At 75.3% G+C, this 18864-nt stretch carries 15 protein-coding genes and 1 pseudogene; 10 read left to right on the top strand and 6 right to left on the bottom strand.

Annotated elements, in window-relative coordinates:
• The 4 genes from ABZ570_RS15000 to ABZ570_RS14985 all read left to right on the top strand — a co-directional run.
• On the top strand, window positions 1–301 hold a 301-nt coding region (locus ABZ570_RS15000), incomplete at its 5' end, for a helix-hairpin-helix domain-containing protein (RefSeq protein ID WP_358062551.1).
• A 58-nt stretch (window positions 302–359) separates the two neighbouring features.
• Window positions 360–2513 carry a DEAD/DEAH box helicase gene (locus tag ABZ570_RS14995; RefSeq protein WP_358062548.1) on the top strand — a complete coding sequence of 718 codons (2154 nt, stop codon included), beginning with the start codon at window positions 360–362 and terminating at the stop codon, window positions 2511–2513.
• A gap of 109 nt (window positions 2514–2622) precedes the next feature.
• Complete coding sequence (locus tag ABZ570_RS14990; RefSeq protein WP_358062545.1) at window positions 2623–2853, top strand: heavy metal-associated domain-containing protein; 231 nt, start codon at window positions 2623–2625, stop codon at window positions 2851–2853.
• Window positions 2846–3904, top strand: a complete 1059-nt coding sequence (locus ABZ570_RS14985) for a hypothetical protein (protein ID WP_358062542.1) — start codon at window positions 2846–2848, stop codon at window positions 3902–3904. The genes ABZ570_RS14990 and ABZ570_RS14985 overlap by 8 nt, the downstream gene beginning before the upstream one ends.
• Window positions 3905–3936: 32 nt before the next feature.
• Here the strand turns inward: ABZ570_RS14985 and ABZ570_RS14980 are convergent, their stop codons facing one another.
• The 5 genes from ABZ570_RS14980 to ABZ570_RS14960 all read right to left on the bottom strand — a co-directional run bounded on the left by ABZ570_RS14980 (window position 3937) and on the right by ABZ570_RS14960 (window position 9050).
• The gene (locus tag ABZ570_RS14980; RefSeq protein ID WP_358062539.1) at window positions 3937–4353 is read right to left on the bottom strand and encodes a helix-turn-helix domain-containing protein; all 417 of its coding nucleotides are present in this window, start codon (window positions 4351–4353) and stop codon (window positions 3937–3939) included.
• 190 nt (window positions 4354–4543) lie between these two features.
• A complete protein-coding gene (locus tag ABZ570_RS14975) occupies window positions 4544–5695 on the bottom strand; it encodes an SAM-dependent methyltransferase (RefSeq protein WP_358062536.1) in 1152 nt (383 codons plus the stop codon).
• A gap of 144 nt (window positions 5696–5839) precedes the next feature.
• Window positions 5840–7465, bottom strand: coding sequence for a DEAD/DEAH box helicase (locus ABZ570_RS14970; protein ID WP_358062533.1), 1626 nt, complete (start codon window positions 7463–7465; stop codon window positions 5840–5842).
• Between the two features lie 653 nt (window positions 7466–8118).
• Window positions 8119–8346, bottom strand: coding sequence for a DUF3107 domain-containing protein (locus tag ABZ570_RS14965; protein ID WP_089005166.1), 228 nt, complete (start codon window positions 8344–8346; stop codon window positions 8119–8121).
• A 65-nt stretch (window positions 8347–8411) separates the two neighbouring features.
• A complete protein-coding gene (locus ABZ570_RS14960; protein WP_358062530.1) occupies window positions 8412–9050 on the bottom strand; it encodes a TetR/AcrR family transcriptional regulator in 639 nt (212 codons plus the stop codon).
• Between the two features lie 149 nt (window positions 9051–9199).
• Between ABZ570_RS14960 and ABZ570_RS14955 the strand changes: the two genes are divergently transcribed.
• The 6 genes and pseudogenes from ABZ570_RS14955 to ABZ570_RS14930 all read left to right on the top strand — a co-directional run.
• A complete protein-coding gene (locus ABZ570_RS14955) occupies window positions 9200–12052 on the top strand; it encodes a hypothetical protein (RefSeq protein WP_358062527.1) in 2853 nt (950 codons plus the stop codon).
• Between the two features lie 46 nt (window positions 12053–12098).
• Window positions 12099–13118, top strand: a complete 1020-nt coding sequence (locus ABZ570_RS14950; RefSeq protein ID WP_358062524.1) for an alpha/beta hydrolase — start codon at window positions 12099–12101, stop codon at window positions 13116–13118.
• Window positions 13119–13123: 5 nt separating this feature from the next.
• Entirely contained in the window at window positions 13124–14029 is a 906-nt protein-coding gene (locus ABZ570_RS14945) for a DUF3152 domain-containing protein (RefSeq protein ID WP_358062521.1), read from the top strand.
• Window positions 14030–14256: 227 nt separating this feature from the next.
• Window positions 14257–15006 carry a DUF3152 domain-containing protein gene (locus ABZ570_RS14940; protein ID WP_358062560.1) on the top strand — a complete coding sequence of 250 codons (750 nt, stop codon included), beginning with the start codon at window positions 14257–14259 and terminating at the stop codon, window positions 15004–15006.
• A gap of 107 nt (window positions 15007–15113) precedes the next feature.
• Window positions 15114–16295 (top strand): adenylyltransferase/sulfurtransferase MoeZ, encoded by a 1182-nt coding sequence (gene moeZ / locus ABZ570_RS14935; RefSeq protein WP_358062518.1) that lies wholly within the window; start codon window positions 15114–15116, stop codon window positions 16293–16295.
• Window positions 16296–16366: 71 nt separating this feature from the next.
• Window positions 16367–17233 (top strand): annotated as a pseudogene (locus ABZ570_RS14930) (prenyltransferase/squalene oxidase repeat-containing protein); the annotation flags it as partial.
• 369 nt (window positions 17234–17602) lie between these two features.
• On the opposite strand, the gene ABZ570_RS14925 reads toward ABZ570_RS14930, so the two are convergent.
• Window positions 17603–18844, bottom strand: coding sequence for a glutamate-5-semialdehyde dehydrogenase (locus ABZ570_RS14925; protein ID WP_358062515.1), 1242 nt, complete (start codon window positions 18842–18844; stop codon window positions 17603–17605).
• Between the last annotated feature and the right edge of the window lie 20 nt (window positions 18845–18864).

Genomic DNA, 18864 nt, shown 5'->3' with positions numbered 1-18864 from the left:
GGAAGCCCGGCAGCTGCTCTACCACTACCCGGCGGCTCGCCGGGAGCTCCGCATCGGGCGGCCCGATCTACCGCGCGCCTACGACGACGGCGGTCTGATCGACATCAACGCCGTACCCGAGCAGGTGATCTCCGGACTCCCCGGGCTGAGCCAGGAGCAGGCTCGCCGGGTCGTGACCGACCGGTGGTTGCGGGGGCCGTTCGGTTCAGTGGAGGAACTCTCCGTCCGTTGCCTGCTTCCGCCCAGCTCGGCCGAGGTGCTCCGCGATCTGCTGGTCTTCCTCCCGCCGCCGTCGGAGTGAATCGGGCTCGGGTTCCGGGAGTGTTCGGCCGGTCGGCGGGTGCTGGTAGAAATGCCGGATGAGCCAGGATCGGGCGGCGGTACGAGAGCAGGCCGAGGCGGTGCTGCGGCGGCTGGCGGGTGAGCACGCCCGGCTCCGCGAGGACCAGTGGCGGGCCATCGAGGCGCTGGTGGTGGACCGGCGGCGGGTGCTCTGCGTGCAGCGCACCGGCTGGGGCAAGTCGGCCGTCTACTTCGTGGCCACCGCGCTGCTCCGCCAAGCCGGCGCCGCCGGGCCCGCCGCCGATGTGGGAGGCGAGGCAGCCGGTCCGACCGTGATCGTCTCGCCGCTGCTGGCGTTGATGCGCAACCAGGTCGAGTCGGCCGCCCGTGCCGGCATTCGGGCCCGGACCATCAACTCGGCCAACCTCGACGAGTGGGACGAGATCACCGCCGAGATCCAGGCCGGGGCGGTGGACGTGCTGCTGATCAGCCCGGAACGCCTCAACAATCCGGACTTCCGCGACGGGGTGCTGCCGAAGCTGGCCGCCACCACCGGGCTGCTGGTGGTGGACGAGGCCCACTGCGTCTCCGACTGGGGGCACGACTTCCGGCCGGACTACCGCCGGCTGCGTACGTTCCTCGCCGAGCTGCCCGAGCGGACCCCGGTGCTCGCCACCACCGCCACCGCCAACGCCCGGGTCACCCAGGACGTCGCCGAGCAACTCGGTGACGCACTGGTGCTGCGCGGGACCCTCGACCGGGAGTCGCTGCGGCTGGGCGTACTCGATCTGCCGAGCCCGGCCCACCGGCTGGCCTGGCTCGCCGACCACCTGGACCGGCTGCCCGGCTCCGGGATCATCTACACGCTGACCGTCGCGGCGGCCGGCGAGACCGCGGAGTTCCTGCGGGCGCGGGGCTGGCAGGTGGCCGCGTACACCGGGCAGGCCGAGGACGCCGACCGCCGCGCCGCCGAGCAGGACCTGCTCGACAACAAGATCAAGGCGCTCGTCGCCACCAGCGCCCTCGGCATGGGCTTCGACAAGCCCGACCTCGGCTTCGTGGTGCACCTGGGCGCGCCGCCCTCGCCGATCGCCTACTACCAGCAGGTCGGCCGGGCCGGCCGGGCCGTCGAGCACGCCGAGGTGCTGCTGCTGCCCGGCGTCGAGGACGCGGCGATCTGGCGGTACTTCGCCTCGCTCGCCTTCCCGCCCGAGGAACAGGTCCGGGCGGTGCTCGCCGCCCTGCACACCGACCGGCCGATCTCCACCCAGGCCCTCGAACCGCTCGTCGACCTGCGCCGGGCCCGGCTGGAGCTGATGCTCAAGGTGCTCGACGTGGACGGCGCGGTGCGCCGGGTACGCGGCGGCTGGCTCGCCACCGGCGAGCCATGGGTCTACGACGAGGCCCGGTTGCGCCGCGTCGCCCAGGCGCGCACCGCCGAGCAGCAGGCCATGCGCGAGTACGCGAGCACGTCCGGCTGCCGGATGCGCTACCTGCGCGAGTGCCTGGACGACGCCGGGTCGGCGGACTGTGGCCGCTGCGACAACTGCGCCGAGCCGCTGTTCACCGCCGAGGTCTCCGCCGCCGCGCTCACTGCCGCGCAGACCTTCCTCGGCCGCCCCGGGGTGGAGCTCGCGCCCAAGAAGCTCTGGCCGACCGGCCTGGAGGCGGTGGGCGTACCCCTCAAGGGGCGCATCCCGCCGGCCGAGCAGGCGCTGCCCGGGCGGGCTGTGGGGCGCCTGTCCGACCTGGGCTGGGGCGGGCGGCTGCGCGGCCTGGTCGGCCCGGACGCGGCGGACGCCCCGATCCCGGACGACGTCGCGGCGGCGGTGGTCGAGGTGCTGAAGGCGTGGGCGCACGGTGACGACCCGTGGCCGCGCCGCCCCGTGGGCGTGGTCGCGGTCGCCTCCCGCACCCGGCCGGCGCTGGTCGGCTCGCTCGCCGAGCGGATCGCCACCGTGGGCCGCCTGCCGCTGCTCGGCCGGGTCGTCCAGGCCGGACCAGCCGGGGCCGCCGGGCCGCGCGGCAACAGCGCCCAACGGGTACGCGCGCTGCACGAGGCATTCGCCGTACCGGACGAGCTGGCCGCCGCCCTCGCCGGGCTGGACGGTCCGGTGCTGCTCGTCGACGACCTGGTCGACTCGGGCTGGACCCTGACGATGGTGGCCCGGCTGCTGCGCCGCGCCGGCGCCCCGGACGTGCTCCCGTTGGCCCTCGCCGTCGCCGGGTGAACCGTCGGTCCCGGCCGGGGGAAAGTTCCCGGGCGGGCCGGAGTGCGAGCGCCGCCACCGTCATCGGCCGTCGGCGCGCCGACACCACCGTCGGCGGTACGGTGGGCTCATGACCGAGCAGCGACCCGTCACCCAGACGTACGCCGTCACCGGGATGACCTGCGAGCACTGCGTACGGGCGGTCACCGAGGAGCTGTCCGCCCTGCCCGGCGTCGACGAGGTCCGGGTCGACCTGGCCGCCGGGACGGCCACGGTCACCAGCACCGAGCCGCTGCCGGTCGAAGCCGTCCGGGCCGCCGTCGACGAGGCGGGCTACGAGCTGGTCGCCGGCGTTGCCTGAGTCGCCGGCCACCAGCGTGTCGCCGACCGCCGATCCCGATCCGGCGGCCGTGGTCGCGGCCGACCCGCAAGCACCGGCCGACCCGCAAGGATCGGCCGACGTGCCGGGGGCCGGCGCCGGTGCCGCGCGCCGGGAGCCGACCGGGGTGGACCGGAACACCCTCCGGCTCGCCCTGGTGGTGGGCGGGCTGGTGCTCGCCGTGCTGCTCGGCTTCGGCCTCGGCCGGCTGAACCCGCCGCCGACCACCGTGCCCGGCACCGTCCCGGAGACCGCGACGCACACCCACCCGCCGGGCACCGGCGCCCACTCCCACGACGGGTCCACCAGCATGCCAGCCGGCGGGGCGGACGCCGCCGGCCTGTCGATCAGCGCGGGCGGTTACACGATCGCCCCGTCGGCCGTGGAGTTTCCGGCCGGCCGGGCCGGCACGCTGCGGTTCCAGATCCGGGACGAGCAGCGCCGGCCGGTCACCCGCTTCGCCGTCGTGCACGAGAAGCCGATGCACCTCATCGTGGTGCGCCGCGACCTCACCGGCTACCAGCACCTGCACCCGACGATGGCGGCCGACGGCACCTGGTCGGTGCCGCTCACCCTGCCCGAGGGCGGGGTCTGGCGGGCGTACGCCGACTTCACCGCGGTCGCCGACGACGGCCGGCAGACCGCCGTCACGCTCGGCGTCGACCTGGCCGTGCCCGGCGGGTACGCGCCCCGACCGTTGCCGGCGCCGGCCACCTCGACCCCGGTCGACGGGTTCACGGTCGGCTACGAGGGCACGCCGAAGGCGGGCGAGACGCTGCCGGTGCGCTTCACGATCCGCGCCGGTGGTGACGCCCCCGCGGCGCTGGAGCCCTACCTCGGCGCGTACGGCCACCTGGTCGCGCTGCGCGAGGGGGACCTCGGCTACCTGCACGTACACCCCGGGCCGCAGGCCGAGCCGGGCAGCGTGACGTTCTGGATGACCCCGCCGGGCCCCGGGCGCTACCGGATGTTCCTGGACTTCCAGGTGGCCGGGGTGGTGCGTACCGCCGAGTTCACCGTGACGGTGGCCTGAACCTGCACCTGCGTCGGTCGGTGACCCAGCCGTCAGCCGGCCCGGCGGATCGGCCGGCGGGCCAGGTAGCGGAGCAGGTCCCGGATGTGGTGCTTCTCCTCGGCGGGGACGCTCGGATCGGCGAGCCGCTCCAGGATCACCCGGACGTCCGCCTCCACCGGGGTGTCCTCGGCGCGGCGGCGGGGGAGCAGGCCGGTGTCGGGCAGGCCGAGCGCGCGGAAGGCGGCCGCCACCGGCAGGTCGAGCGCGGCACAGAAGCCGCGCACCTTGGCCAGCTCGGGGTAGTCCTGCCAGTCGCCGGCCAGCCAGCGGAACACCGTGGACCGGCCCACGCCGGTGTGCGCGGCCAGGTCGGTCACCGTCCAGCCGCGCTCCTCGCGGGCGTCGTCGATGGCGCGCCGCACGAAGCGCGCGAAGGCCATCTGCGGCGAAACCTCTGCCGAACCCATCCGCCTGGGGCTGTTCCTCTCCGCTGGAGCACCGGACGGTGCGCCTAAGAGGGTAGTACGGCACCCGGCGGAAACAACTGACTGATTGGCCGGAAGGCCGGTGGGCGGAACACCTCTCCTGGCGGCCGGTGGCGACCGCCGGCCCGCGGGCCGACGGGTCGACGGGATCCGGCAGACCCGAGCGCCGTCGTCAGGCCGACGGCTCGGACAGCAACGCCGCCAGCCGGGGCGTGACGCCCCACTGGTCGACCAGCGCCCGGTACTCCGCCCGCTGGCCCTCCGCGGGCGCGTTCCCCGTCCACCGGGCCCGGATGAGCAGATTGCGCGGGGTGTGCCGGGAGTCGACGAACTCCACCACCTCGGCGCGGTACCCGTGCAGCCGGAGCAGGCCGGCGCGCAGCGCGTCGGTCAGCACGTCCGCGAACCGCTCGCGCAGGATGCCCTGCCGGGTGAGCAGCCCGTACGGTTCCGGGGCCGGCCGGCTGCGCAGCTGGGCCGCCACGTCGTGGTGGCAGCAGGGCGCGGCGAGCAGCCAGCGGGCCTCCCACCGGACCGCCCTGGCCAGCGCCTCGTCGGTGGCCGTGTCGCAGGCGTGCAGCGCCAGCACCAGGTCGGGAGCCGGCTCGACCACCGCGTCGGCGATGGTGCCGGCGACGAACCGGACCCGGCCGGCCCAGCCCAGCCGCTCGGCCAGCTCGGTGTTGCGCCGGCGCTGGTCCTCGCGGACATCCACCCCGACCAGTTCCACCTCCAGGCCGCGCTGGGCCAGGTACCGGTACGCGGCGAAGGTCAGGTACGCGTTGCCGCAGCCCAGGTCGACCACCCGCAGCGGCCCGGTCAGGTCGTCGGGCAGGGTGGCCGCCAGCGCGCGCAGGAACGCGTCCACCTGGCGGCGCTTCGCCGCCGAGCCGCCGATCTGCGCGAAGATCGGGTCACCGGGGTCGAGCAGGTAGTCCTTGGCCCGGTCGTGGCCGCCCGCCTCGGGTGCCGGGCGGCTGGCCGCCGCCCGGTGCACCTGCGCCTCGCCCGACTTGGTCACCCGCAGCTGGAGCGTCGTGTCGGCGGTCTCCACGTGCCAGTTGCCGAACGGCTCGGCGAGCAGCGCGTCGACCGCCGCGTCGGCCGCCGTGCCCGGTGCCACGTTCCGGGTGTACAGCCGGGCACCGTCGGAGGTGGAGATCTGCAGCCGGGGGCCGGCCTTGAGGGTGACCGGGCGCAGCTCGGCGCGAACCACCGAGGGGCGCTGGCCGCGCCGCCGGCCGGCGGCGACCGCCCGGGTCAGGGCGGGGTCGAGCAGCAGCGCCCGTACCTCGGTGAGGGCGGCGTCGAGCGGTTCCGGCATGACCTCATCTTCCTCGCGTCGGCTGCATCGGGCGGGTGCGCGGTGGTGCGGTGTCAGCGGGCCCGGGACACTCCCGGGTGCGGGGATCACGACAAGCGACGGCCCTCGGACCGGTCCCGGTCCGAGGGCCGTCGCCCGTCGCTGTCAGTCGGCGGTCGCCTCGGCCGGCGTACCCGCGCCCGAACCACCGCCACCGCGGCGGCGCCGGCGGCGGCGCGGCCTGGGTGCCGCCGCGCCCTCGGCGGCGGCCGGCTCGGCACCGACCTCGGCGGAGATCACCGCGGTCGGCTCGCCGGCGACCACCTCGCCGGCCCGGCGGCGTCGCCGGCGGCGCGGGCTGCGGGTGCCCTCCTCGGCGGTCGCCTCGGTGGTGTCGCCCTCGGGCGTCGCGCCAGCCTCGCCGCCGCGGCCCGGGCTGCGCTCCCGGCCCCGCCGCGTGCCCCGCTCGCCGCGCCGCGAGCGGCCCCCGCCCAGGTCCTCCTCGACCTCCGCCGACAGCCCGGCGCGGGTGCGCTCGGCGGTCGGCAGGGTGCCGGTGACCTCGCGGGAGATGTCCAGGTCGGTGTAGAGGTGTGCGGAGGTGTGGTACGTCTCCGGCGGCTCGGGCATGTCGAGCCCGAGGGTCTTGTCGATGATCCGCCAGCGCGGCATGTCGTCCCAGTCGACGAAGGTCACCGCGACCCCGGTCGCCCCGGCCCGGCCGGTACGACCGATCCGGTGGGTGTAGGTGTCCTGGTCCTCGGGGCAGTCGTAGTTGATGACGTGGGTGACGCCGGTGACGTCGATGCCCCGAGCGGCCACGTCGGTGGCGACCAGCGTGTCGATCTTGCCGGCGCGGAACGCCCGCAGCGCCCGCTCCCGGGCGCCCTGGCCCAGGTCGCCGTGCACGGCGGCCACCGCGAAGCCGCGGAAGTCCAGGTCCTCGGCGACCCGGTCGGCGGCCCGCTTGGTGCGGGTGAAGATCATGGTCAGGCCTCGGCCCTCGGCCTGGAGGATGCGGGCGACGATCTCGACCTTGTTCATCGAGTGGGTGCGGTAGGCCAGTTGCTGGGTCTGCGGCGACGGGCCGGTCTCGGCGGTGTGCCCGGCGTGGATCGTCACCGGCCGGCGCAGGAAGCGGCGGGACAGGGCGACGATCGGGTCCGGCATGGTGGCCGAGAAGAGCATGGTCTGCCGGTCCTCCGGCAGCATCGCCAGGATCTTCTCGACGTCGTCGAGGAAGCCCAGGTCGAGCATCCGGTCGGCCTCGTCGAGCACCAGTGCGTGCACCCGGTCGAGCCGCAGGTGCTTCTGCTTGGCCAGGTCAAGCAGCCGGCCCGGGGTGCCGACCAGGATCTCGACGCCCTTGCGCAGCGCCTCGATCTGGGGCTCGTAGGCCACGCCGCCGTAGATCGGCAGCACCCGGACTCCCCGGGTGCGGCCGGCGGCGTCGAGGTCCCTGGCGACCTGGATGCCCAGCTCGCGGGTGGGTACGACGACCAGCGCCTGCGGCACGCCGTCGCTGCCCTCGGACGGGGCGAACACCCGCTCCAGCAGCGGGATGCCGAAGCCGAGGGTCTTGCCGGTGCCGGTCGGCGCCTGGCCGATCAGGTCGACGCCGCGCAGCGCGATCGGCAGCGCGTACTCCTGGATGGCGAACGCGCGGGTGATGCCGGCGGCGGCCAGCGCCTCGACGGTCTCCTGGCGGGCGCCGAGCTCGGCGAAAGTGGGAGCTTCCGGACGAACCGGAGCGGTGGGGGCCAGTTCCTGGCCTTGAATCTGCTCGCTCATATGGATTTGGGGGTGCCCTCTCGTGGTGCGCCCCTCATCTCCTCAGGGCGCGATCGGTATGGCGCGGGCCACACGGTCGGGGGCGGTACGCCGAGCCGGACCGGGCCGCACGCGCGCGCCGGGGAACGATGATCAACTCGGCTGATGCTCCGGTGTTGATCGGGTCGGTGCCCACGGCAACTGTTCCATACTAGCTGAACCGCCCCCGGGTCGTCGTGATTCCGCTGCTGGATTGCCATCCAGGGCTATTCCGTGTGATCCAGGCCATAGATCAGCAGGGCGGCCGGGGGGCCGGAGATCGCCGCTGTGCCGGCCAGCAGTCGATCCTCGACGCCCGGTACGCGGAGCCTGCCGCCGCCGCGCTGCGGGCGGCCATCGAGGCCGACCCTCGGGTGGCCACGGCTCTCGACGTGGGGCCCGGCGGCTCGTCGGGGAGGCGCTCGGCCGGGGCGGGCGGGTCGTGGCGGCCGGCTGGGGGCGCGCTCATCGTGCTGGTCGCGCGCGGGACGGGGTGGACGTGCCGGGGCTGGTCCGGCGGCTCACCGGCGCACACACCGCCCGGATGACCGCCGGGCTGAACAAGCGGATGACCGCCGGGCTGAACAAAGCTGACACCGGCCGCCGTGGCGTCGACCACGGCGGCCCGGTGGAAGTCAGCGAACGGTGAACCCGACCGCGCGGGGTGCGGCCTCCGCGATCTCGACGTACGCGACCTTGGTCACCGGTACGACGACGCGCCGGCCCTTCTCGTCGGTCAGGGACAGGGTCCCCTCGCCCTTGGCGATGGCATCGGTCACGATCCGCTCGACCTCGGCCGGCGACTGCCCGCTCTCCAGGACCAGCTCACGCGGCGCGTACTGCACGCCGATCTTGACCTCCACTGTGCCTCCTCAACTGGGGCGAAAGTGCCACCGTGAGAAGGCTATCCGATCTGCGGGGTCGATGTTCAGGCTGACTCGCCTTGCAACGGGAAGCTGGCGATGCCCCGCCAGGACAGGGCGGCGACGAGCGCCTCGGCCTCCGCCTTGGGCACCTGCCGGCCGCCGGCCAGCCAGAACTGGGCGGCCGTCTCGGCCGCGCCGACCAGGCCGGAGGCGAGCAGTTCGGCGTGGGGCCGGCTCACCCCGGTGTCCGAGATGATGGTGTCGGTGATCGCGGCGATGCAGCCCTGCTCGACCCGCTCCACCCGCTGCCGCACGGCCGGGTCGTTGCGCAGGTCTGACTCGAAGACCAGCCGGAACGCCTCGCTCTCGTGGTCGACGAAGTCGAAGTACGCGCGCACCGACGCGCTGACCCGCTCCTTGTTGTCGCTGGTGCCGCTCATCGCGTCGTGCACCTTCGCCACGATGGCGTCGCAGTGCGTGTCCAGCAGCGCCAGGTAGAGCTCCATCTTGCCGGGGAAGTGCTGGTAGAGCACGGGCTTGGAGACTCCCGCCCGCTCGGCGATGTCGTCCATCGCGGCGGCGTGGTAGCCCTGGGCGACGAACACCTCCTGGGCGGCCGCGAGCAGTTGCTTACGCCGTGCTGAGCGGGGCATGCGGGTGGGCCGGCCAGCGGTCTGTGCACCGTTCCCCACAGCGGTCATGGGAACCTCCGAGTTTGATCGTACGAGCCGGCACTTATCACCCGAACCGGTCCGGGTTTGTGAACCCGTCGCGGAATTGGCCCGCCGCTGTAACTTATCGCCACTGCCACCACACGGTAGCCTCAGCGGGGGCGACCAAGGAGCGCACGGTGAGTGAATCAGGGCAACCCGGAGCCCCCACCCCGGGAGACCACGGCGACGGGACGGGTCGGCAGGACGACCTGGCCCGGACCGGCAGCGGGTGGGCGCCCCCGGCGGCCGGCTGGGCCCGGAGTGCGGAAGGCCCCGGCGTCTGGCCCCGCCCCGAGACGACCACCGGCTGGGCCTCCTCGTCGCCGCGGCACGGCGATCTGCCCGCCCCGCTGCCCGGGCTGCCCGCCGAGGAGCCGCCGGGCCGGGTCAACGGCCGGCACGTCAACGGCGTGCCGCATGCCGGGGAGGAGCCGCCCGGGCCCAGTCCGGCCCCGGTGAGTGCCCCACCACTGGACGAGCCGCGCCGCGAGACCGACGGCGGCCGGCTGGTCGTACCGGCCCAGCGGCCGGCTCCGACGATGGAGCAGCCCCCCGCCGAGGCGGAGGCCGGGCCGGGCCGGCACGCGTCGGACGACCCGCCGGCCGGCCGCCGCTGGGCGGAGGGCGCCGCCCCGTCGTCCGCGCCACCGGCCCTCCAGGTGCCGCCGGTCGGCGCCGCCGCCTCCGGATTCGAGGTGCCGCCCGGCTTCCACGCCCCGACCGCCGAGCGGGCCGCCGCCGAGCCACCGCCGTCGCTGTCGCACGGCTGGGGCGACCGGGTGCCGGCGGAGCCGCCGGCCGAACCGCCGTCGCTCTCCCAGGGATGGGCCGATCGAGCGCCGACGGAGCCCCCCGCGCAGCCGCCATCGCTCTCCCAGGGTTGGGGCGACCGATCCATGTCACCGCCACCGCCCGGGCCGGTCGCCGAGCGGGAGGCGGGCCCGCCAGCGGAGCGCGGCGGGCCGGCCGAGGAGCCGCGCGCCGCGTCGGCCGAGGAGCGGCGCGCCGGCCCGGCGGGCGAGCGCGGGCCGGCGCCGGCCGAGGAGCCGGACAGCGGCCCGAGCTGGAACCGCCCGAGCTGGGGCGGTGGCTGGGCACCCCGGTGGGCCCAGGAGGACGAGTCCGTCGGCCGCCGCGCCGGCGAGGAGGAGCCGGCGGGACGGCGGGCGCGCGAGGACGAGCCGGCCGGACGCCGCAGCCGGGCGGAGCGTGCCGCCGAATGGGCGCCGGAGCCGGCGCGGTCGTACGAGTCGCCCCGGGCCGAGGCCCAGCCGGCGTACGAGCCGGCGACGCGGGAGACCCCGGAACGCCCCTCCTGGGCCGGGCCGCCCGTGCCGGTGACCCCGTTCAGCGACTCGCCGACCAGCGCCCCACCCGTCCCCCGCGAGGCATCCGCCGGCCAGCCGGCAGGGTATGAACCGGTGTCCGCCGGTGGTTGGCCCGCCGGGTACGACCGGGCGTCCGCCGGCGGCCAGCCCGTCGGGCAGGACGCGGCGTCCGCTGACGGCCGGCCCGCCCGATATGACCCGGCGTCTTCCGGGTACGACCCGGCGATGGGCGTCCGGCCGGGCGAGGACCGCGACGGCGGGCCGTCCCGGCCGCGGGCCCAGGCCGCCGAGACGCCCGGCCCACCGCCGGCCCCTCCCGGTCCCGCCGCCACCGGCGGAGCGACCGGCTTCGACCGCGCCTCCGGGTCCGACCCGACGAGTCCACCTCCCTACGCGGCCCGCCGGGCTGCCCCCGAGCCGCCGCCGGCCGAGCCGGTCGCCGACACCCGGCCCGCGGAGCCCGCGCCGGCGGTGCTGCCGCAGCGCGTCCCCGCCGAGCCGGACGTGCCCGTGGTGCCGGAGCCGCCGGCCGTGGAAAGTCCCGCCGAGACCCCGGAACTCGCCCGGATCGCCACGCACCTGCGCCGCGACGACGAGCCGGCGCCGCTGCGCGAGCGGCCCGAGGGCTTCGACGTCAACGCCATTCTCGACGCCGTCCGCGAGGTGCCCGGGGTGCGGGACGCCGCCCTGCGCCGTACCCCGGCCGGGGCGCACAGCCTGCGGCTCGACCTCGCCGACGGCGCCGACCCGGCCGAGGTGAGCCGGGTGGTGGCCCGGCTGCTCCAGGAGCGGATGGGGCTGGCCGCCGCCCCGCAGAACCTGCCCGGCACCCCGGCGGTTCCGCCGCCCCCGGTCCGTCGCCGGTCGGCACAGCGCACGGCGGAGGATCGGTCCGGCCCCGCCCGGTCCGCCCCGGCCCGGTCCGCCCCGGCCCGGGTCGCCGAGAACCGGGCCGCCGAGAACCGGGCCGCCGAGAACCGGGCCGGCGAGGGCCGCTTCGGCACGCCCGAGACGCGGACCGGCCGGGTCGCCGAGGCGCCCGAGGGGGCGGAGCCGGCCGGCGAGCCGCCGCGCCGCCGCCGGCAGGCCGCGATCCATCGGGGCCGGGCGGCCGTGGAGGAGTCGTCCCTCGCCGCCGCCCCGGCTGCCGGTACGGCCACCGGCAGCCCGGCCACCGTCGGCACCTCGTACTCCGGCGGGCAGATGACCACGACGGAGACCGCGCCCTCGCGACCGCTGGACACCGGCGGCGCGCTGGGGCCCCGGGTGGTGATCGACCACGTGCTGGTGAGCACCTTCGGGCTCGACGCCACCGTGGAGGTACGCCTGATCGCCGGGGACCGGACGGCGGAGGGCCACTCCACCGGGCCGGCGGTCGACGGGTACGTGTTGCGGCTCTGCGCGGTGGCCGCCGCGGCGGCGGTGGACGAGCTGCTCGGCCGGACGGCCCCGACCGGGGAGCGGGGGCGGTGCTTCGTCGAGCACACCGCCGTGGTGCCGTTCGGCAACTGTGAGGTGGCGATCGTGGTGGTGCTGCTGGTGTGCGACGGCTGGGTCGAGCAGCTGGCCGGCTCGGCCCTGGTCGCCGGCGATCCCCGGCAGGCGGTGGTCCGGGCGACCCTGGCCGCGGTGAACCGCCGGCTGGAGGCGCTGCTCGCCTGAGCCGAGGCCGGTGTCGGTCGGCCGTGGCGCGGGAACACTGGAGTCCATGAAGCGCGCCGCACTCTGGCCGGAACACGCCCTGCCCACGCACCATCTCCCACCGCCCTGGCCCGGCCGGGAGGTACGCCTCGACGGCACGGTGACGTACGTGCGGGACACCCCCGCCACCGCGCCCGGTGCCGAGCCGGCGCTCTACGTGCACGGCCTCGGCGGCTCCTCGCAGAACTGGACGGACCTGGCCGGCCTGCTCGCCGATCGGCTGGACGGCCAGGCGATCGACCTGCCCGGCTTCGGCCGCAGCGAGCCGGGCCGGCGGTACACCGTCCCCGCCTTCGCCGACCGGGTGGTCCGCTTCATCGAGCACAGCGACCGGGGCCCGGTGCACCTGTTCGGCAACTCGCTCGGCGGGGCGATCTCGGTACGCGTGGCGGCGCTGCGGCCGGACCTGGTGCGGACGCTGACCCTGGTCTCGCCGGCGCTGCCGTTCCTGGACTTCCGCCGCTCGTTGCAGGGGCGGATGCTGCCCCTGCTGGCGATCCCGCGAGGGGAGCGGCTGGCCGCCCGGCGGCTGGCGCAGCTCGCTCCGGAGGTGATGGCCCAGCAGGTGATGGAGGCGTGCATCGCCGACCTGAGCCGGATCAGCGAGCAGCGTCGACGGGAGGCGATCGAGGAGATCCGGGTCCGCTACGAGGCCGCCCACTACGCCGCCGCGTACGTCCGGACCTTCCGCGGGCTGGTCTCCAGCTTCCTCCGGTCGTACCTGCCGGGCTCGGGTTCACTGTGGCGGCTGGCGGCGACCGTGCCCGCGCCCACGCTGGTGGTGGGGGGACGGCAGGACCGGCTGGTCGACGTCCGGGTGGCGCCGCAGGCCGCCCGGGTGATCCCGGACAGCCGTCTGCTGATGCTGGACGTGGGTCACGTGGCCCAGCTGGAGGTGCCGCGTACGGTGGCGCGGGCGGTGCTGGCACTGCTCGCCGAGGCGCGCGAGGGCGGATCGACGGGCCCGCCGGAGAGCGCGCTCGCCGGGATGGAGGAGAGCGAGTTCGGCCGCGACATGGCAGGCTGAGCCGGATGCCTGTCTCCGTCCACGCGCCCCGGGAGGCGAGCCGGCCCGCCTCCGCCCCGACCCGTCGTCCGCCCGGCCCCCGCTGGCGTCCGCTGATCGTGGTGTCCGCGTTCCTGCTCGCCGGCGGGATCGCCGTCCCGGTGGTGGTGCAGCGACCGTCGGCCCTCGCCGAGGTGCTGGCCGACGACGACACCGTGACCCAGCCGCCGCCGAGCGCCCCGCCGCCGCCGCCGAGCGCTCCGCCGGCGTCGTCCGCCGCGGCGAGCCCGTCGTCGCCGCCGAGCCCCGACCCGCCCGCGCCGGTGTTGAGCCTGCCCGGCCCGGTGCCGGCCCACGGTCGGGGCAGCTTCGGGTACGACGACCGGCGGGGCGAGCTGCTCGGTGAGGCGGGGGTGCTGCGCCGCTTCCGGGTGGCGGTGGAGGAAGGCTCCGGTGAGGACGTCCACGAATTCGGCGACGCCGTGCAGCGGGCGCTGGCCGGGCCGGGGAGCTGGGTGGACAGCGGGCAGTTGCGGTTGCAGCGGGTCGCTTCCGGCGACCGGTACGACTTCACCGTCTACCTGGCCACCCGGGACACCGCCGGCCGGTTGTGTCTGGGCGGCGGGATCGACATCCGCATTGGCGGGATCCCGTACACGTCCTGCCGGGTGCCGGGCAAGGTGGTGATCAACCTGGACCGGTGGCGAACCTCGGTGCCGCACCTGGTCGCGGCGAGGCTGCCGCTGGACACGTACCGGCTCTACGTGATCAACCACGAGGTCGGTCACCAGCTCGGGCACCACCACGAGGGCTGCCCCGGGCGGGGGAAGCCGGCGCCGGTGATGCAGCAGCAGACCCTCTTCCTCGACGGCTGCCGGCCGAACCCGTGGCCGTACCTCGACGGGCGGAGGTACACCGGCCCCTCGAAGTGAAAGACCTGATCGTGGCGATGAGAAGTATTTCGCGGAAGAAGCGGTAAAAGCGGCTAATCGCCCGAATTGCATGGCACGCTGGTGGCATGACGTCGTCGTCCCCTTCCGACCCGCCTGTCGGTCCCGGTCGCCCGCCGGCCCGGGCAGGTCGGCCGGTGCGGCTCGACTTCGACCGCCCGCCGGCCCACCCGGGCCCCGCCCCGCCGGTCCGCCCCGGGCTGCGCCAGATGCGCCGCCGTCGCCGGCGTACCGTCCTGCTCCTGGTCGGCCTGCTGGCGGCGGTCGGCGCCGGGCTCGGCCTGGCCGACCTGGTCCACCGGCCCGCCGCTCCGCCGCCGGTGGCGGCCGGCGACCCGCTGGCGCACGGCGTCGGCGCCGGTGCCCACGCTCAGCCCAGCGGATACCCGACCGAGGGCTCCGGGCGCTTCGCCACCGCCGACAGCCGCTCGCCGGTACGCGGGTACGGCGGACCGCTGCACCGCTATCGGATCGAGGTCGAGCGGGACAGCGGGCAGGACGCGGACGAGTTCGCCGCCACGGTGGACGCGGTGCTCGGCGACCCGCGGAGCTGGATCGCCTCCGGTGAGCTGCGGGTACAGCGGGTGACCGAGGCGGCCGCCGCCGACTTCACCATCTACCTGGCCACGCCCGCCACCTCCGAGCGGATGTGCGCCGACGGGGGCCTGACCACCCAGCGGTACACCTCCTGCCGGCTGCCCGGCAAGGTGATCATCAACCTGGCGCGCTGGATGGACGCGGTACCGGACTACGGCGCCCCGCTGGACGTCTACCGGATGTACGTGATCAACCACGAGGTCGGGCACGAGTTCGGCGAGCTGCACCAGGCCTGCCCGGGCCCGGGCGAGCCCGCCCCGGTGATGCAGCAGCAGACGTACGGGTTGGACGGCTGCGTCGCGAACGCCTGGCCGTACCTGGACGGAGTCCGCTACGAGGGGCGGCCCACGGAGGGGGTTTGAGTTATTCCCGCTCCCGCATGCCGGGTTGGGTGGCCCTCATCATGGCCGATCGACGTCGGCGCGAGTGACAATGGCCCGGTCCCACCGCCGATCCCGGGGAGTCCACCGTGTCGTTGCCCCCGCTCGTCGAGCCCGCCGCCGAGCTGACCGTAGACGAGATCCGTCGCTACTCGCGCCACCTGATCATCCCGGACGTCGGGGTGGAGGGGCAGAAGCGGCTGAAGAACGCCCGGGTGCTCTGCGTCGGCGCCGGCGGTCTCGGCTCGCCGGCCCTGCTCTACCTCGCCGCCGCCGGCGTCGGCACCCTCGGCATCATCGACTTCGACACCGTCGACGAGTCCAACCTCCAGCGCCAGGTCATCCACGGCGTCTCCGACGTGGGCCGGCCCAAGGCCGAGTCGGCCGCCGCGTCGATCCGTGAGATCAACCCGCTGGTCCAGGTGCAGATCCACAACACCGCGCTGGACCGGGACAACGTCCGGGAGATCTTCTCCCAGTACGACCTGATCGTCGACGGCACCGACAACTTCGCCACCCGCTACCTGGTCAACGACGCGGCGGTGCTGCTCGGCAAGCCGTACGTCTGGGGCTCGATCTACCGGTTCGACGGCCAGGCGTCGGTGTTCTGGGCCGAGCACGGCCCCTGCTACCGCTGCCTCTACCCGGAGCCGCCGCCGCCCGGCATGGTGCCGTCGTGCGCCGAGGGTGGCGTGCTGGGCGTGCTCTGCGCGTCCGTCGGGTCGATCCAGGTCACCGAGGCGATCAAGCTGCTCACCGGCATCGGCGAGCCGCTGGTCGGCCGGCTGATGGTCTACGACGCCCTGGAGATGAGCTACCGCAAGATCAAGGTCCGCAAGGACCCGAACTGCGTGCTCTGCGGCGAGAACCCCACGGTCACCGACCTGCTGGAGGACTACGAGGACTTCTGCGGCGCGGTCTCCGTGGAGGCGCAGGAGGCGGTGGTCGACTCGACCATCACCGCCCTGGAGCTCAAGGAGTGGCAGGACGCCGGCAAGGACCTCTTCCTGGTCGACGTCCGGGAGCCCGCCGAGTACGAGATCGTCCGGATCCCCGGCGCGACGCTCATCCCCAAGGGCGAGATCATCTCCGGCGAGGCGCTCGCCAGGTTCCCGCAGGACCGGCAGATCGTGCTGCACTGCAAGTCCGGGGTCCGCTCCGCCGAGGCGCTCGCCGCGCTGAAGGCGGCCGGTTTCTCCGACGCCGTGCACGTCCAGGGCGGCGTGCTCTCCTGGATCAAGCAGATCGACCCGTCGCTGCCGGCGTACTGAGTCGTCGACCGAAGGGCCCTCCCGGGTGCCGGGAGGGCCCTTCCCGTACCCGCCGGTGGGCCGGTTCACCCCTGGCCGAGCTACCGAGGCAGAACGGCGTTCCTGCAGGTAGCGTCTCTGTCGTGGTCGATCTGGACGCCGCTATCGGCTTCGTCGTGGCGCACGGGGACGCGGTGGACCGCGCCCGTCTCTCCCGGCTGCGTACCGGTGCCCCGGTGCCGGCCGACCTGCTCGACGCGGCCGAGGCCGGGCAGGCACCCGGCGGCGGCTGGCCCGCTGTGCTCGACGGCGAGGTCGCCTCGGTCGACGCGACCTGCTACCGCCTGGCCGAGCTGGACGACCTCGGCGGGCTGAGCCGGCCGGCGGCCCGGCACGCGCTGGACTGGCTGGCCGCCCGGCAACTTCCCGACGGCGGCTGGGACGAGGACCCGTCGCTGGCCGGGTTCGCCCCCGAGTGGGCCACGCCGGGCGACCCGGAGGCCCGCCTCTACCTGACCGCCAACGCCGGGTTCTGGCTGACCGTGGCCGGGCTGGACGCCCGCGCCGCCGGGCCGCTCGACCACCGGGTCGGCGGCGCGTACGCCGGGGTGGTGCAGGCGGCGGCGCAGGCGCTCGCCGCGCAGCTCGCCCCGGACGGGAGCTGGCCGTCGTTCCTGCCCGCCGGCTGGCTGGCCGCGGCCGTGCTGCACCGCCAGCAGATGTACTACGAGTCGGCGCGGATCCAGGCGGTGCTGGCCGACCGGATCCCCGGGATGTCCCCGGCCGACGTGGCCTGGCTGGCCGCCACGCTGCGCCGGGTCGAGGTGGGCGAGGAGCAGTGGCTGCTGGTCTCGGCACGCCGGCGGCTCGCCGAGACCCAGCGCAGCGACGGCGGCTGGGACAGCGACGACGGCCACCAGTTCGATGTGCACACCACGCTGCGGGCGATCCGCGCCTGCCTCACCGCCGAGCCGGCGGCCACGCCGGTCGGGCCCCCGCGCGTGCCGCAGCAGCCGAGGGCCCGGGTCCTGCCCCCGCCCCCGGCCATGCCGCCGGGGCCCGCGCCGCCGGAGCCCGCGCCGCCGGTTCCTGCGCCGCCCGTGCCCGCGCCGCCGGTTCCTGCGCCGCCCGTGCCCGCGCCGCCCGTGCCGGTCGAGGGAGGCGGTGACGGCGGGCGGGATGCCCCGGTGGTGATGTTCAGTGAGGCCGATCAGGGTCGCGAAGACTCTTGAGCCTGATGACTGTGAGGCATATTTATGACTCACAGTCATCACAGCGAAAATCGGCTGGCCGGCCGGACGCGACACGCCGGTTCGCGCCCCGCGCGGCTATCGCAGGTGGCCGTCCCCGGTGACCACGTACTTGGTGCTGGTCAGCTCGGGCAGCCCCATCGGGCCGCGGGCGTGCAGCTTCTGAGTGGAGATGCCGATCTCCGCGCCGAAGCCGAACTCGCCGCCGTCGGTGAACCGGGTGGAGGCGTTCACCATCACCGCCGCCGCGTCCACCCGGGCCACGAACTCCCGGGCCGCCGACTGGGAGTCGGTGACGATCGCCTCGGTGTGGCCGGTGCCGTACCGCCGGATGTGCGCGACCGCCGCGTCGAGCGAGTCGACCACGGCAAGCGAGATGTCGGCCGACAGGTACTCGGTGGCGAAGTCCTCGTCGGTGGCCGGGACGACCGCCGCCGAGTACGCGGCCACCCGGGCATCGCCGTGCACGGTGACCCCGGCGTCGGCGAAGGCGGCCAGCACCGCGGGCAGGAAGGCGTCCGCGACGTCCCGGTGGACCAGCAGGGACTCGGCGGTGTTGCAGGTGGAGAGGCGCTGGGTCTTGGCGTTCAGGCTGATCGCGACGGCCTTCGCCACGTCGGCGGCGGCGTCCACGTAGACATGACAGTTGCCCACCCCGGTCTCGATCACCGGCACGGTCGACTCCTCGACCACCGTCCGGATCAGCGACGCGCCGCCGCGCGGGATCAGCACGTCGACCAGGCCCCGGGCGCGCATCAGCTCCTTGACGGAGTCGCGCGAGGTGGCGTCGAGGAGTTGCACCGCGTCCGCCGGCAGGCCGGACCCGGCGACCGCGTCGCGGAGCACGGCGACCAGCGCCGCGTTGGAGTGCGCGGCCGAGGAGGAGCCGCGCAGCAGGGCGGCGTTGCCGGACTTCAGGCAGATCCCGGCCGCGTCGACGGTCACGTTCGGTCGGGCCTCGTAGATGATGCCGACCACCCCGAACGGCACCCGGACCTGGCGCAGCTCCAGCCCGTTGGGCAGGGTCGAGCCGCGTACCACCTCGCCGACCGGGTCGGGCAGCGCGGCCATCTGGCGCAGCGCGTCGGCGATGCCGGCCACCCGGCCGGCGTCGAGGGCCAGCCGGTCCAGCACGGCCGGGGACAGCCCGGCCTCGCGCCCCGCCGCCAGGTCCGTCTCGTTCGCGGTCAGGATCTCCGGGGTACGCGCCACCAGCGCATCCGCCATCGCGTGCAGCGCGGCGTCCTTGACCGTACGCTTCGCGACGGCCAGCGCCTCCGCCGCCTTCCGCGCCCGCCTGGCCTGCTCGACGACGCTCATTCCGCACTCCTTGAGGTGTT

The organism is Micromonospora sp. NPDC007271 (assembly GCF_040634005.1).
In the GTDB taxonomy this organism is placed as follows: Bacteria; Actinomycetota; Actinomycetes; order Mycobacteriales; family Micromonosporaceae; genus Micromonospora.
This window is presented reverse-complemented; position numbering and strand designations above follow the sequence as displayed.

Excerpts from the sequence above, each read along its gene's own strand:
- ABZ570_RS14995 (WP_358062548.1), top strand. The coding sequence starts at position 360 with ATGAGCCAGGATCGGGCGGCGGTACGAGAGCAGGCCGAGGCGGTGCTG.
- ABZ570_RS14990 (WP_358062545.1), top strand. The coding sequence starts at position 2,623 with ATGACCGAGCAGCGACCCGTCACCCAGACGTACGCCGTCACCGGGATG.
- ABZ570_RS14980 (WP_358062539.1), bottom strand. The coding sequence starts at position 4,353 with ATGGGTTCGGCAGAGGTTTCGCCGCAGATGGCCTTCGCGCGCTTCGTG.
- ABZ570_RS14975 (WP_358062536.1), bottom strand. The coding sequence starts at position 5,695 with ATGCCGGAACCGCTCGACGCCGCCCTCACCGAGGTACGGGCGCTGCTG.
- ABZ570_RS14970 (WP_358062533.1), bottom strand. The coding sequence starts at position 7,465 with ATGAGCGAGCAGATTCAAGGCCAGGAACTGGCCCCCACCGCTCCGGTT.
- ABZ570_RS14960 (WP_358062530.1), bottom strand. The coding sequence starts at position 9,050 with ATGACCGCTGTGGGGAACGGTGCACAGACCGCTGGCCGGCCCACCCGC.
- ABZ570_RS14950 (WP_358062524.1), top strand. The coding sequence starts at position 12,099 with ATGAAGCGCGCCGCACTCTGGCCGGAACACGCCCTGCCCACGCACCAT.
- ABZ570_RS14945 (WP_358062521.1), top strand. The coding sequence starts at position 13,124 with ATGCCTGTCTCCGTCCACGCGCCCCGGGAGGCGAGCCGGCCCGCCTCC.
- ABZ570_RS14940 (WP_358062560.1), top strand. The coding sequence starts at position 14,257 with ATGCGCCGCCGTCGCCGGCGTACCGTCCTGCTCCTGGTCGGCCTGCTG.
- ABZ570_RS14925 (WP_358062515.1), bottom strand. The coding sequence starts at position 18,844 with ATGAGCGTCGTCGAGCAGGCCAGGCGGGCGCGGAAGGCGGCGGAGGCG.